Source organism: Kitasatospora sp. A2-31 (genome assembly GCF_022288725.1).
Taxonomy (GTDB): domain Bacteria; phylum Actinomycetota; class Actinomycetes; order Streptomycetales; family Streptomycetaceae; genus Kitasatospora.
Window position 1 is genome coordinate 163,318 of sequence record NZ_JAKNTA010000012.1, and the last position, 12,842, is coordinate 176,159.

Genomic DNA, 12,842 nt, shown 5'->3' on the forward strand with positions numbered 1-12,842 from the left:
CCTCATGGCGCACGCCACCCACCCGGCCGCCGACGCCGGCCGCCACGGACACGGACACGGCCACGGACACGGACACGGGCAGGAGCAGGAGCACGGCCACGACCACCCGCCCGCGCACCCGAAGCGCTGGCTGCTGCTGACGCTGCTCTGCCTCTCGCAGTTCATGCTGATCGTGGACGTGACCGTGATCAACGTGGCCCTGCCCAGCATCGGCGCCGACCTCGAGCTCAGCCGCGCCACCCTCACCTGGGCGGTGACCGCCTACACCCTCTGCTTCGGCGGTCTGATGCTGCTCGGCGGCCGCCTGGCCGACGCCTTCGGCGCCCGGCGGCTGCTGCTCACCGGCCTGGTCGTGTTCACCCTCGCCTCGCTGGCGACCGGACTGGCCGAGAACGCCGGCGTCCTCATCGGCGGCCGGCTCGCCCAGGGTGTCGGCGCGGCGCTGCTCTCCCCCGCCGCGCTCGCCACCATCACCCGCACCTTCCACGGCCCCGAGCGGCACAAGGCCCTGGGCATCTGGGCGATGCTCGGCGGCATCGGCTTCGCGGTCGGCGCCATGCTCGGCGGCGTGCTCACCGCCGGACCGGGCTGGAGCTGGGTCTTCTTCATCAACGTCCCGGTCGGCGCCGCCCTGCTCGCCGCGCTCCCCCGGCTGCTCCCCGCGACCCCCGCCCCCGGCGACCGCCGGATCGACCTGCCCGGCGCGGTGCTGGTCACCGCGGCCACCGGGTCGCTCATCTTCGGCCTGATCAAGGCGGGCGACGCGGGCTGGGCATCGGCCGCCACCCTGCTGCCGCTGGCCGCCGCCGTCCTGCTCTACGCCGCGTTCACCGTGGTCGAGCGCCGGACCGCCTCACCCCTGATGGACCTGCGCATCCTCGCCAAGCGCCCGGTCGCCGCCGGCTCGTTCCTGATGCTCATCGCCACCGGCCTGCTGCTCGGCTTCGTCTTCCTCGGCTCGCTCTACCTCCAGGACGTGCGCCAGCTGTCCGCCCTCTCCACCGGTGCGCTGCTGCTGCCCGTCGCCGTCGCCACGGCCGTCGGCGCCCACCTCGCCGCGCACCTGATCGCCCACGCCGGCACCCGCCTGGTCGCCGCGGCCGGGCTGCTCGTCTCGGGGACCGGCAGCGTCGTGCTCGCCGTCTCGGACAGCACCGCGGGGACGGTCGTGGGGCTGGCCGTCGGGGCCGTCGGCATCATCCCGGTCTTCGTCTCCGCCACCACCACGGCGCTCGGCTTCATCTCCCACGACGAGGCCGGCATCGCCTCCGGCGTCGTCAACACCTTCCACGAGGTCGGCGGTACGGTCGGGGTGGCCACGGTGTCCACCGTCGCCGCCGCCGGGATCGCCGCGCACACCTCGGCCGGATTCCCGGGCGCCTACACCGCGCTGGCCGTCGCGGCGGCGGCGGCCGCGGTGATCGCGCTGGTGGTCATCCCCAAGGGCAAGCCCGAGATGCCCGCCGGCGTCCACGTCCACTGAGGGGAACCGCGATCGGTCTTTAGACTCCGTCCCATGGAATCCGAACACCGCAGCGGCGCCGCGAACGCCCGACGGGGAGCGCCCGCCCACCCCCGTCGGGCCGACGCCGAGCGCAACATCGCCGCCATCCTCGCGGCCGCGACCAGCTGCTTCGCGAAGAACCCCAACGCCAGCATGACCGAGATCGCCGCTGCGGCGGGCGTCGGCCGGGTCACCCTGTACGGCCACTTCTCCTCGCGCGAGGCACTGCTGAGCGAGCTGATGGAGCGTGCCCTCTCCGAGGTCGCCACCGTCCTGGAGGCCACCGGCCTCGACGAGGGCCCGGCCGACGAGACGCTCCGCAGCTTCATCCGGTCCTCCTGGCAGCTCCTGGACCGCAACCTGCGCATGCTGCACGCCGCCCGCCGGGCCCTGCCCGCCGAAGCCGTCCACGATCACCACCTCGGCATCCTCTCGGCGATGGACCGCCTCATCACCCGGGGCCGACAGGAAGGAGTGTTCCGCGATGACCTCCCGGCCCACTGGCTGGTCAGCACCGTCTACGCCCTGGTCCAGGCCGCCGGCGACCAGGTCGAGGCCGGCCGGTTCACCTCCGAGGAGGCGCTCGACGCCCTGGACGCCACCCTCGCGTCCGCCCTGCGGCGCGCCTGAGCAGTGCCGGGCCGCCGGCCCGTCGGCGGGGGTGCCCGGCCCGTGACGAACGCGTACCGCTTCCTGCTCACCCCCCGCTGGCTGGGCGGCACCGCCCTGGCGCTGGCCGCCGCGACCGTCTGCCTCTGGCTCGGCACCTGGCAGCTCGGCCGCTTCCACGAGAAGGCGGCCGCCACCCGGCCCGAGCGCGCCCGCCCGGCCGTCGAAAGCGTCGCGCTGGACGCCCTTCTGACGGACCGCCAGCCCCTGGTTCGCACCGACACGGCCGGGCGCACCGTGACCGCTACCGGCCGTTGGGACAACGCGCACCAACTGCTCGTGCCCAACCGCACCGTCGACGGCAGCCAGGGCTACTACGTCCTCACTCCGCTCCGCACCGACACCGGCCGCGCCGTGGCCGTGGTCCGCGGCTGGACGGCCGGCGCCCCCGGCTCCGCCGCCCCACCGCCGGACGCGCCGGACGGCCCGGTGACGGTGACCGGGCGCCTCCACCCCCCGGAGAACAGCGGAAAGCACGGCGCGGTGGCCGGGGGCCTGCCCGCCGGCCAGCTCGGCACGATCAGCCCGGCGGCCCTGGTCAATCTGCTCCCCTACGCCCTCTACGACGGCTGGGTCGCCGCCGACGCCGCGCCGGCTGGCCTCACCCCGGTGGCCGCACTGCCCGCGCAGGCCGGCACCGGGCTGACCCTCAAGTCGTTCCAGAACCTCGGCTACACGGGCGAGTGGTTCGTCTTCGCCGGGTTCGTCCTCTTCATGTGGTGCCGCCTCGCCCGCCGCGAGGCCGAGGCCACGGCCGACCGCGACCTCGACCTCGGCCCGGACCAGGACCCGGCCCCGGCCTGGGGGGGGAGACGGACCGGACCGCGTCGCCGCCGCCGGATCCTAGAGTGGTCGGACGGCTACCGAGGGAGGAACAGGACATGACGACGGATCAGCCCGCCGCGCCGCGCGCCGAACTGGGCGTGATCGGCGGCTCCGGCCTGTACGCACTGCTGGAGGACGTGACCGAGGTGCGCGTCGACACCCCGTACGGGGCACCCAGCGACGCGCTGTTCATCGGCGGGGTGGCCGGCCGGCGGGTGGCGTTCCTGCCCCGGCACGGCCGGGGCCACGGGCTGCCGCCGCACCGGATCAACTACCGGGCCAACCTGTGGGCGCTGCACTCCCTGGGAGTGCGCCAGGTACTGGGGCCGTGCGCGGTGGGCGGTCTGCGTCCGGAGTACGGCCCCGGGACGCTGCTGGTGCCGGACCAGTTCGTCGACCGCACCTCCGGCCGGCCGCAGACCTTCTACGACGGCCTGCCACTGCCCGACGGCACCCTCCCGGAGGTGGTGCACGTGTCGATGGCCGACCCCTACTGCCCGGCCGGGCGGCGGGTGGCGGTCGAGGCCGCCCGCGCGGCCGGCTGGGAGGCGGTGGACGGCGGCACGCTGGTGGTGATCGAGGGCCCGCGCTTCTCCACCCGCGCCGAGTCCCGCTGGTTCGCCGCCGCCGGCTGGTCGGTGGTCGGCATGACCGGCCACCCGGAGGCCACGCTGGCCCGCGAACTCGGGCTCTGCTACACCTCCTTGAGCCTGGTCACCGACCTCGACGCGGGGGTGGAGAGCGGGGCCGGGGTCACCCACGCCGAGGTGCTGGAGGTCTTCGCCCGCAACGTCGACCGGCTGCGCACCGTCCTGTTCGCGGCCCTGGAGCACCTGCCGGCGACTCGCGACTGCACCTGCTCGCACACCCTGGACGGCGTCACGACGGGCCTGCCGGGCGTGCCCGGCGCCTGACCGGGAAGGCGCCCGACCCGCACCGGCCGGCGTCCGGACCGCCTCGGCTCCTCGGTCAAGGGCGCCCGGCGGCTCCGCCGGCCGCCGCACGACGGAGCGGGCCACTCCTGGGCCGCTGACCTGCGCGCCTCGCCGGGGCGGGTCGGGCCCCGGCCTCCTTGTGCGCCTCCTGTGCTGCTCCTGTGGCGCTCTTCCGGCCTTTCCCCCAGCCCCTTGTTGCCGCCCGGCGCATCTGGCAGGCTCTGGCGCGACGCCTCCACGGGTGCCGCCGGGGCACCCCTGACCGAGGAGCCGAGAGGCGGTTGGGCGACAGCCGCACGCGTGGTGCACGACCGGCACCCTGCAAGGCTCCCCCGGACCCCGGCCCAGACTCCCCCGCCCCGCGCCGCGGCGGCGGGGCGTCCGCCCGGACTCGCCGCCCCGGCGAGTCCGGCGGATCTTACGGAACCCGAACGGGAGAGGGGCGCGCGCCCGCCGGGCCGCGCGGCCTCCTATCCTCAGCGGGTGACCGACACCTCCCGCATCCTGGTGGTCGACGACGACCCGACCGTGGCCGAAGTCGTGGCCGGCTACCTCACCCGCGCCGGACACCACGTCGACCGGGCCGCCGACGGGCCGCAGGGCCTCGCCCTCGCCCGGACCGCCCGCCCCGACCTGCTGGTACTCGACCTCATGCTGCCCGGCATGGACGGGCTGGAGGTGCTGCACCGGCTGCGGGCCACCGAGGGCGGCGCCGGGCTGCCGGTGGTGATGCTCACCGCCAAGGGTGACGAGGCCGACCGGATCCTCGGCCTGGAGCTGGGCGCCGACGACTACGTCACCAAACCGTTCAGCCCGCGCGAACTGGTGCTGCGGGTCCAGTCGGTGCTGCGCCGCTCCCGCGCCGGCGCCGCCGCCGCGCCGGTCGACGGCCCGGGGGGCGGTCGGCTCGCCTCCGGGGACATCACGCTCGACGCCCGGGCCCGCCGCGCCCACCGCGGTGAGCGCGAGCTCTCCCTCACCATGCGGGAGTTCGACCTCCTGGCGTTCCTGCTGCAGCACCCCGGCACGGTGTTCTCCCGGCAGGACCTGATGCAGCAGGTCTGGGGCTGGGACTTCGGCGACCTCTCCACCGTCACGGTCCACGTCCGCCGGCTGCGGGAGAAGATCGAGGACGACCCGGCCGCGCCCAGGCTGATCAGCACCGTCTGGGGCGTCGGTTACCGCTACGACCCGGCCGGCCTGGGGGACGGCCGGGCATGAACGACCTGCTGCTGATCGCCGTGTTCGCCGCCCTCGGCGCGGGCGGGGCGGGTCTCCTCGGCTGGCCCGCCGTCCGGCTGCTGCGCCGCCGTTCGGTCGCACTCTCGCTGTTCTGCGTCGCGGTGGTGACCGTGCTCGCGGTGACCTCCGGGACGTTCGCGGTGGCGGAGGCGATGTTCCTCTCCCCGCACGACCTCGGGGTGGTGATCACCGTCCTGGGCATGGCCGCCGTGGTGTCGTTGGTCACCGCCGCCCTGCTCGGCCGCCAGGTGGTGGCCGGCAGCCGGGCGCTGGCCCTCGCCGCCCGCACCGTCGGCACGGACGCCGGGTTCACCGCCCCCGCCCACCCCCTCGGCGCCGAATTCGCCGACCTCAGCGCCGAGTTGGCTGCCACCAGTGCCAGGCTCGCCGAGTCCCGGGCCCGCGAGCAGGCACTCGACCGCTCCCGGCGCGAGCTGATCGCCTGGATCTCGCACGACCTGCGCACCCCGCTGGCGGGTATGCGCGCCATGGCGGAGGCGCTGGAGGACGGCGTCGCCGACGAGCCGGAGCGGTACCTGACGCGGATCCGCACCGAGGTCGAGCGGCTCACCGGGATGGTGGACGACCTGTTCGAGCTCTCCCGGATCCAGGCCGGCGCCCTCTCCCTCTCGCTCAGCCGCGTGTCCGTGTACGACCTGGTCGACGACGCCCTCGCCGGGGCCCATCCGCTGGCCCGCCGGCGCGGCGTCCGGCTGGAAAGCCACCGGGTGGCGTCCGAGCCGGTCGAGGTGGACAGCCGCGAGATCACCCGGGTGCTCGGCAACCTGCTGGTCAACGCGATCCGCGCGACCCCGGAGGACGGCCTGGTGACGGTGGCCGCCCGGCGGGAGGCGGACGAGGTGGTGCTGTCCGTCACCGACGGCTGCGGCGGCATCCCCGAGCCGGACCTGGCCCGGGTCTTCGAGACCGGCTGGCGCGGCGCGACCGCCCGCACCCCGCGGCGCGACCCGGGCACGGCCGGGGAGGGCGGGGACAGCGGCGCCGGACTCGGCCTGGCCATCGTGCGCGGCATCGTCGAGGCGCACGCCGGCCGGGCGCGCGTGCACAACGTCGCCGGGGGCTGCTGCTTCGAGATCGCCCTTCCGGCGCCCCGGAGCTGAACGCGCCCCGGGCGTCCGGAACCGGACGCCCGGGGCACCGGGATCAGGCGCCGATGAACTCGATCAGGTCGCGGGTGAAGGCGGCCTCGTAGGCGCCGACCAGGCCGTGCGGGGCGCCGGGGTAGACCTTCAGGACACCCTGGGAGAGCAGCTTCACGCTCTTCTCCGCCGAGGCGGCGATCGGCACGATCTGGTCGTCGTCGCCGTGCGCGACCAGGACCGGGATGTCGATCTTCTTGAGGTCCTCCGTGAAGTCGGTCGCCGAGAAGGCCGCGATGCAGTCCAGGGCGCCCTTCAGCCCGGCCTGCATGCCCTGGAGCCAGAACTCGCGGCGCTTGCCCTCGGAGACCTCCGCGCCCGCGCGGTTGAAGCCGAAGAAGGACTCGCTGAGGTCCCAGTAGAACTGCGACCGGTCGGCGGCGACGCCGGCCCGGATGCCGTCGAAGGCCTCGATCGGGGTGCCCTCGGGGTTGGCGTCGGTCCTCAGCATCAGCGGCGGGACGGCGCCGAGCAGGACGGCCTTGGCCACCCTGGCGCTGCCGTGACGGCCGAGGTAGCGGGCCCCCTCGCCACCGCCGGTGGAGTGGCCGACCAGGACGGCGTCGGTGAGGTCGAGCCGGTCCATCAGCTCGGCCAGGTCGTCCGCGTACTGGTCCATGTGGTTGCCGTCCCAGGTCTGGGTGGAACGGCCGTGTCCGCGGCGGTCGTGGGCGATGACCCGGTAGCCGGCCGAGGCGACGGCGACGGCGAGGCCGTCCCAGGCGTCGGCGTTCAGCGGCCAGCCGTGGGAGAGGACCACCGGACGGCCGGTGCCCCAGTCCTTGTAGTACTTCTGGGAGCCGTCGGCGAGGGTGATGTAGGGCATGGTGGGCCTTTCGAGTGGTGTTGAGCGGTGTCGGCCGCCGGGGTGGGTGCACGGCCCCGGACGGGACCGGCGTGGACGGGAGGTAGGAGGGGGTTCGCGGCGGCGGGCCGGCCGCCACGGGGCGGTCACAGCGTGCGCCGCACGCCCGCCTGGCGTTCCAGATCGCGCAGCTGGACCGCGAGATCGCCCACCACCGCGTGGTGGGCCGGACCGCTGCGGCCGATCGGCAACACCTGCTCGCCCCTCATGTCCTCCAGCATCAAGGCGAACGCCGTGTAGAGCGCGACGGCGGCGAGCAGCAGCCCGAGGCCGCCGGAGAGCCGGCCGAGCCAGGCGGCGCCGGTCAGGTTGGCCACGGCGGCCACCCCGAAGCGGGGCACCGCGGTGCAGAGCACCAGCCAGAGCGCCCGCTTCCGGCCCGCGACCGCCGCCATCATCAGGGCGAACGCGGCGAAGGTGGCGTTGAGGACACCGAGCACCTCGGTGCCTCCGGGCGGTTCCAGCACCAGGACGAGCGAGCTCGCCAGCCAGAGCCCGGAGAAACAGGCCATCAGGGTGGCCGCCAGGACGTCGCGGGCGCCGAGCGCGAAGACCGCCACGACCAGTTGCAGGACGAAGGCCGGCAGGACCGCCAGCCCGACCGCCCGGCGGCCGTCCTCGAAGACGCCCAGCTGGAAGCAGCCCACCATCACCGAGGCGATGCCGACCGTGTAGAAGCCGAGCGGCATCGGCGAGGCGATCGGACGCAGGTTGATCCGGGTCATCCCGCGCAGATCCGCCTCGAAGTGCCGTCCGCCCGAACCGCCCTTCCCCGGGCTGTCGTTGGTGGTCATGGTGTTCGCTCCGTCGAGGTGGCTGGGCTGGGTGGGACGGACGGAGGTGGAACGTTCCGGCCGCAGCACAGACGCTAGGCCGCCCGGCCCGGGGCCGGTGCTCCCGTGCTGCACGCCGGCTTGCCCCGGAGGGAACTGCACAGCCGTCTCCGGGGGGAGGCCGGGCGGACACCGGTCCCCCGACCTCGCGATCTAGGACAGGATCTGACCCAGTTGCCTCCTACTGTGGTTCCCGTCGACGGATGTGGTTCCCGTCGACGGAACGACACCGACGGAGGAGAAATCCATGAGCAGCACCGCGATCGAGAACACCCCTGCCACCACCCCGGCCGCCCCGGCCCCGGCCCCCACCGGCGAGCGCGCCGACCTGCTGGCCGCGCTGGCCAAGCACCGGCACTTCCTCCGCTTCACCACCCGCGACCTGACCGACGAGCAGGCCGGGCGGCGGACCACCCCGAGCGAGCTGTGCGTGGGCGGGCTGATCAAGCACGTCGCCGCGATGGAGCGGGTGTGGGCGGACTTCATCCTGGAGGGCCCGTCGGCGATGCCCGACTTCACGGCCCTGACCGAGGCCGACCAGGCCGTCTGGGCCGGCCAGTTCCGGATGCTGCCCGGCGAGACCCTGGAAGGGATCCTGGCCGACTACGCGGCGGTCGCCCGCCGTACCGACGAGCTCGTCGCCGCCCTGCCCGACCTCGACGCCGCGCACCCGCTGCCGGCGGCCCCGTGGTTCACGGACACCCACTGGTCGGCCCGCCGGGTGCTGCTGCACATCATCGCCGAGACGTCCCAGCACGCCGGCCACGCCGACATCATCCGGGAGGCCCTGGACGGCGCCAAGAGCATGGGCTGAGCCGGTCCCGGCGGCCGGTAGCCGGTCAACGTCGTACGCCGCCGGCGGAGTCCACGGCACCGGCGCCGGTCCGGGGCGCGGCCGGCTCAGGCCCCCCGGTCCGGAACCGGCGCCGGTACTCCGTCGGCGTCGTGTCGAGCTGCCGGCGGAACGCCCGGACGAGGGTGTCGGTCGTGCCGAAGCCGCAGGCGGTGGCGATGCGTTCGAGCGTCTCGTCGGTCGACTCCAGGCGGTTCCGGGCCCGCTCGACGCGGGCCGACTCGACGTAGGCGCTCGGCGTCGTCCCGAGCTCGGACTTGAAGATCCGGGTCAACTGCCGCTCGCCGACGTGGGCGTGGGAGGCGAGGTCGGCGACGCTCAGCGGGCCGGCCAGGTTGCGCGCGATGTGGAGACGGAGGTCCTCGATCCGCCGCGTCGTGGAGACGGGTTCGAGGGGCACGCTGAACTGGCTCTGCCCGCTCGGCCGTTTGAGGTACATCACCAACTGCCTGGCGACGCGCAGCGCGACGTCCTCCCCGAAGTCGTCGGCGACCAGGGCGAGCGACAGGTCGAGGCAGGCGCTGATGCCCGCACCCGTCCACACGTCGCCCTCGCGGATGAAGATCGGGTCGGCGTCGACCGTCACCGCCGGGAATTCGGCGGCGAGTTGCCGCGCGGTGGACCAGTGGGTGGTCGCCCGCCTGCCGTCGAGCAGTCCGGCGGCGGCGAGGAGGTGCGCCCCGACGCAGACCGACGCGACCCGGCGGCTCCGCTCGGCGAGCGCCTTCACCCGGCCCACCACCGCCGGATCGGCCAGGGCGCGCACCCGGCGCCGGCTGTCGACCTCGACCGAGCCGGGCACCAGCAGGGTGTCGATGCTGCGGGCGGAGGCCTCCCGGAAGCTCAGGTCGGGGAGGATCCGCACGCCGGCGGAGGTCGTGACGGGATCCGTGGTCTCGGCGGCGAGGACGACCCGGTAGCCGGTCGCATCGTCCATCTCACGCTGCACGAGCGAGAACACCTCGGGCGGCCCGGTCACGTCCAGCAGGTCGACGCCCTCGAAGAGGACGATGACGACGAGTCGTTCCACGGTGCTCATGGGGCCTCCGCCCGGGTCGGCCACTGCGGCGCCGGCAGCCGCGGTACCGACAGCGCCGATGTCGGTTTCTGCATGTTAGACGACATTGCCGACATGCCGGAGCCGCCCCTAGCGTTTCGGAGGCGGCCCACCGCGGGTGCGCCGCCCCATCCCGACCACCACACCCCGAGGCGGTACTCCCATGCCGACGACCACCCTGCGCGCCCTCAACGGCCTCGACGAGACGCCCCCGTCCCTCGCCGGCGCGACGCTGGTCCTGATCGACTACCAGAACACCTACACCACCGGTGTGATGGAGCTGACCGGCTGGCAGGAGGCGATCGACGCCGCCGCCGCGCTGCTGGCCCGGGCCCGGGAGTCCGGCGCCCCGGTCATCCACGTCGTCAACGACGGCGGACCGGACACCCCGTACGACATCCGGGCCGAGATCGGCCGGATCCACCCCGCTGTGGCGCCGGTCGAGGGCGAGCCCGTCGTCGTCAAGCAGATCCCGGACGCCTTCGTCGGCACCGACCTGGGCGAGCGGATCGATGCGACCGGCCGCAAGGACGTCGTCGTCGCCGGCTTCATGACGCACATGTGCGTCACGTTCACCGCGGCCGGCGCGTTCCTGCGCGGCAACCGGCCGACCGTGGTCGCCGACGCCTGCGCGACCCGGCCGCTGCCCTCGGGCGGCGCGGAGGTCTCCGCCCGGGAGGTCCACCGCAGCGCGCTCGCGACCGTCGCCGACCTGTACGGGGTCGTCGTGGAGTCCGCGGCGTCGCTCGGCTGAGCCCGGGGTTCCGCCGGGGCGCCCCCCGGTCGCGCGCCGCCGCGTCGGGGCCGGGGCTGACCGGGCGACAGGACCGCCGCGGGAGCCGACCGTGTGATGACGTGAACCTGCTCCAAGTGGAGCCCACGAGTGGTGGACCTCTCCCCACCGCCGCACGCTGGCCGGAGCCCGCCCGTGACCTCGCGGTGGGCCGGCGCAGCCGCGCGGCGCCGTCCCGTCGGGGCGGCCGGGAGCAGGGAGACGGAAGCACATGGCGGAACAGGGCATCGATCCGGGCTGCCTGCCGCCCGTTCGCGGGGCGGGCCGGGCCGGACGGAGGGGGGCGCGGCACCGGTACGGACGGGGGCGCTCCCGGGGCGCTCCCGGCGGAGCAGCGCTCGTCGCGGGCGTGCTGGCTGCCCTCCTCGTCGCTGCGGGCGTGGCACCGAGCAGTGCCGCACCGTCCGACCGCGGGTCGGGCTCGGACGGTGCGGCGCGGTTCGTGCCCGCTCCCTGTCCGGAGAGAACCGAGCCGGTCCCCGGGCGGTGCGGGTTCCTGGAAGTGCCCGAGAGCCGTGCGGCGGCCGAGGACCACGGGCCGTCCGGGAGCCGTGAACGGCACGGGCGCACGATCCGGTTGGCCGTCGCGGTCATCCCGGCCGCGTCGACGAGGCCGGCGCCGGACCCGGTGGTGTTCATGGAGGGCGGTCCCGGCGGCGACGCGTTCGGGGCGATCCCCTTCCTCATCGCCTCCGGCGTCAACCAGGACCACGAGCTGATCGTCATGGCGCAGCGCGGAACGCTCCGTTCGCAGCCGAGCCTCGCCTGCCCCGAGATCGACCGCTTCGACGCGGAGGCGGTGGGGCTGCCCTACGGCGCACCGTCGACCGGGCAGCGCCTGGTGCGCGCGGCGCAGGAGTGCCGGGACCGCCTGACGGCCGACGGCATCGAGCTGAGCGCGTACAACACCACCGAGAACGCCGCGGACTTCGACGATCTGCGCACCGCGCTCGGCGTCAGGCACTGGAACGTCTACGGCTACTCCTACGGCACCGAACTCGCCCTCACCTACCTGCGCCTCCACCCCCAGGGGATCCGCTCGGTGGCCATCGACTCGGTCGTGCCCCCGCAGGTCGTGAGCCTGCCCTGGACCTGGGACAGCGCGCGCGAGGGGATCGGCGCGATCTTCGCGGCGTGCGAGGCCCAGCCCGGCTGCCGGAGCCGCTACCCGGACCTGCCGCGCACGCTGACGGAACAGGTCCGCCGTCTGGAGGCGCAGCCCCTCACGCTGACGGTGCCGCCACCCGGGGGAGGAGAGCCGGTCAGGGTCGTCCTCGACGGGGGCGCCCTGGTGAACCTGCTCGCCGACGGCGCCGCCGTCCCGTCCGTCGACGTCCCCGCGGCGCTCGACGAGCTCGCCCACGGAAATCCCGAGCGCCTCGCGCGTGCCCGGGCCGCCGGCGCGACGCCCGCCGTCGGCGAGGTCGCGCACGGCCTGACGCAGTCGGTGGCCTGTGCCGAGTGGGTGCCGGGCTCCTCGGAGTCCGACCTGCTGAACGCGGGGCGCCGGGCCTTCCCCGGATGGCCGGACACGGTCCTGGCCCAGGCGCCGCAGCTCCCCTTCGAGCACGACGTGTGCCGCGTCTGGAACGTCCCGGACCGCACCGCGGTCCAGCGGGTGGCCACCTACAGCAAGGTGCCGACGCTCGTCGTCTCCGGGACCTTCGATGCGAAGACCGGGGCGAGCTGGGGCCCCTACACGGCCCGGACGCTCACCCGCTCCACCCCCGTGCAGGTCCCCGGGACCGGCCACTTCGTGGTGCCCCGGTCGCCCTGCGCGGCGCGCGTCCTGGCCTCCTTCCTCGACCACCCGACCGCGCCGGACACCACCTGCGTGGCGGGGCTCACCCCGACGCCGTTCACCATCACCCCCGAGCCGGAGAGCACCTGACGTCCGACCGCCCGCCCCACCACCGGCGCACCCGGCGCCGGGCGATCGGGGCGTGAGCCCGCCCGAGTGACCGGTCGACGGGGCCCGCACCGGTCCGGCGGCCGCCCGACCGGTGCGGGCCCCGCGGGCAGGCGTCCCGCCGAGCGGCGCCGGGTGGGCCGTCGGGAAAAGAAATCTCGCCGGCTTTGAACCACCTCGCGCCGGCATCCGTGTTG

12 protein-coding genes are annotated in these 12,842 nt (G+C 74.9%); 9 read left to right on the forward strand and 3 right to left on the reverse strand.

What is annotated here, in order from left to right; genetic code table 11:
• Positions 1-4: 4 nt before the first annotated feature.
• From MCM47_RS29455 to MCM47_RS29480, 6 genes are all read left to right on the forward strand, one after another.
• Positions 5-1,483: an MFS transporter gene (locus tag MCM47_RS29455; protein WP_305068038.1), complete on the forward strand. Its 1,479-nt coding sequence runs from the start codon at positions 5-7 to the stop codon at positions 1,481-1,483.
• A gap of 33 nt (positions 1,484-1,516) precedes the next feature.
• Positions 1,517-2,134, forward strand: coding sequence for a TetR/AcrR family transcriptional regulator (locus tag MCM47_RS29460; RefSeq protein WP_238864721.1), 618 nt, complete (start codon positions 1,517-1,519; stop codon positions 2,132-2,134).
• Between the two features lie 42 nt (positions 2,135-2,176).
• On the forward strand, positions 2,177-3,058 hold the full coding sequence (locus MCM47_RS29465) for an SURF1 family protein (RefSeq protein ID WP_238864722.1): 882 nt from the start codon (positions 2,177-2,179) through the stop codon (positions 3,056-3,058).
• Entirely contained in the window at positions 3,055-3,912 is an 858-nt protein-coding gene (locus tag MCM47_RS29470) for an S-methyl-5'-thioadenosine phosphorylase (RefSeq protein ID WP_238864723.1), read from the forward strand. The genes MCM47_RS29465 and MCM47_RS29470 overlap by 4 nt, the downstream gene beginning before the upstream one ends.
• Positions 3,913-4,434: 522 nt before the next feature.
• Positions 4,435-5,154 carry a response regulator transcription factor gene (locus MCM47_RS29475; protein WP_374209229.1) on the forward strand — a complete coding sequence of 240 codons (720 nt, stop codon included), beginning with the start codon at positions 4,435-4,437 and terminating at the stop codon, positions 5,152-5,154.
• Positions 5,151-6,296 carry a sensor histidine kinase KdpD gene (locus MCM47_RS29480; RefSeq protein ID WP_238864725.1) on the forward strand — a complete coding sequence of 382 codons (1,146 nt, stop codon included), beginning with the start codon at positions 5,151-5,153 and terminating at the stop codon, positions 6,294-6,296. Before MCM47_RS29475 ends, MCM47_RS29480 begins: the two co-directional genes overlap by 4 nt.
• A gap of 43 nt (positions 6,297-6,339) precedes the next feature.
• On the opposite strand, the gene MCM47_RS29485 is transcribed toward MCM47_RS29480, so the two are convergent.
• Positions 6,340-7,161, reverse strand: coding sequence for an alpha/beta fold hydrolase (locus MCM47_RS29485; RefSeq protein WP_238864726.1), 822 nt, complete (start codon positions 7,159-7,161; stop codon positions 6,340-6,342).
• A gap of 125 nt (positions 7,162-7,286) precedes the next feature.
• Positions 7,287-7,994, reverse strand: a complete 708-nt coding sequence (locus MCM47_RS29490) for a GPR1/FUN34/YaaH family transporter (RefSeq protein WP_238864727.1) — start codon at positions 7,992-7,994, stop codon at positions 7,287-7,289.
• A gap of 286 nt (positions 7,995-8,280) precedes the next feature.
• Here MCM47_RS29490 and MCM47_RS29495 point away from each other — a divergent pair, with 286 nt between their 5' ends.
• Positions 8,281-8,847: a DinB family protein gene (locus MCM47_RS29495; RefSeq protein WP_238864728.1), complete on the forward strand. Its 567-nt coding sequence runs from the start codon at positions 8,281-8,283 to the stop codon at positions 8,845-8,847.
• A gap of 25 nt (positions 8,848-8,872) precedes the next feature.
• On the opposite strand, the gene MCM47_RS29500 is transcribed toward MCM47_RS29495, so the two are convergent.
• A complete protein-coding gene (locus tag MCM47_RS29500) occupies positions 8,873-9,925 on the reverse strand; it encodes a GlxA family transcriptional regulator (protein ID WP_238864729.1) in 1,053 nt (350 codons plus the stop codon).
• A 181-nt stretch (positions 9,926-10,106) separates the two neighbouring features.
• Here MCM47_RS29500 and MCM47_RS29505 point away from each other — a divergent pair, with 181 nt between their 5' ends.
• Both MCM47_RS29505 and MCM47_RS29510 read left to right on the forward strand, forming a co-directional pair.
• Positions 10,107-10,697, forward strand: a complete 591-nt coding sequence (locus MCM47_RS29505) for a cysteine hydrolase family protein (RefSeq protein WP_238864730.1) — start codon at positions 10,107-10,109, stop codon at positions 10,695-10,697.
• Positions 10,698-11,373: 676 nt separating this feature from the next.
• On the forward strand, positions 11,374-12,627 hold the full coding sequence (locus MCM47_RS29510) for an alpha/beta fold hydrolase (RefSeq protein ID WP_238864768.1): 1,254 nt from the start codon (positions 11,374-11,376) through the stop codon (positions 12,625-12,627).
• Positions 12,628-12,842: the final 215 nt, after the last annotated feature.

Coding starts and splice junctions, on each gene's coding strand:
- MCM47_RS29490 (WP_238864727.1), bottom strand. CDS start 7,994: ATGACCACCAACGACAGCCCGGGGAAGGGCGGTTCGGGCGGACGGCAC.
- MCM47_RS29485 (WP_238864726.1), bottom strand. CDS start 7,161: ATGCCCTACATCACCCTCGCCGACGGCTCCCAGAAGTACTACAAGGAC.
- MCM47_RS29480 (WP_238864725.1), top strand. CDS start 5,151: ATGAACGACCTGCTGCTGATCGCCGTGTTCGCCGCCCTCGGCGCGGGC.
- MCM47_RS29455 (WP_305068038.1), top strand. CDS start 5: ATGGCGCACGCCACCCACCCGGCCGCCGACGCCGGCCGCCACGGACAC.
- MCM47_RS29505 (WP_238864730.1), top strand. CDS start 10,107: ATGCCGACGACCACCCTGCGCGCCCTCAACGGCCTCGACGAGACGCCC.
- MCM47_RS29500 (WP_238864729.1), bottom strand. CDS start 9,925: ATGAGCACCGTGGAACGACTCGTCGTCATCGTCCTCTTCGAGGGCGTC.
- MCM47_RS29470 (WP_238864723.1), top strand. CDS start 3,055: ATGACGACGGATCAGCCCGCCGCGCCGCGCGCCGAACTGGGCGTGATC.
- MCM47_RS29495 (WP_238864728.1), top strand. CDS start 8,281: ATGAGCAGCACCGCGATCGAGAACACCCCTGCCACCACCCCGGCCGCC.
- MCM47_RS29460 (WP_238864721.1), top strand. CDS start 1,517: ATGGAATCCGAACACCGCAGCGGCGCCGCGAACGCCCGACGGGGAGCG.
- MCM47_RS29510 (WP_238864768.1), top strand. CDS start 11,374: ATGGAGGGCGGTCCCGGCGGCGACGCGTTCGGGGCGATCCCCTTCCTC.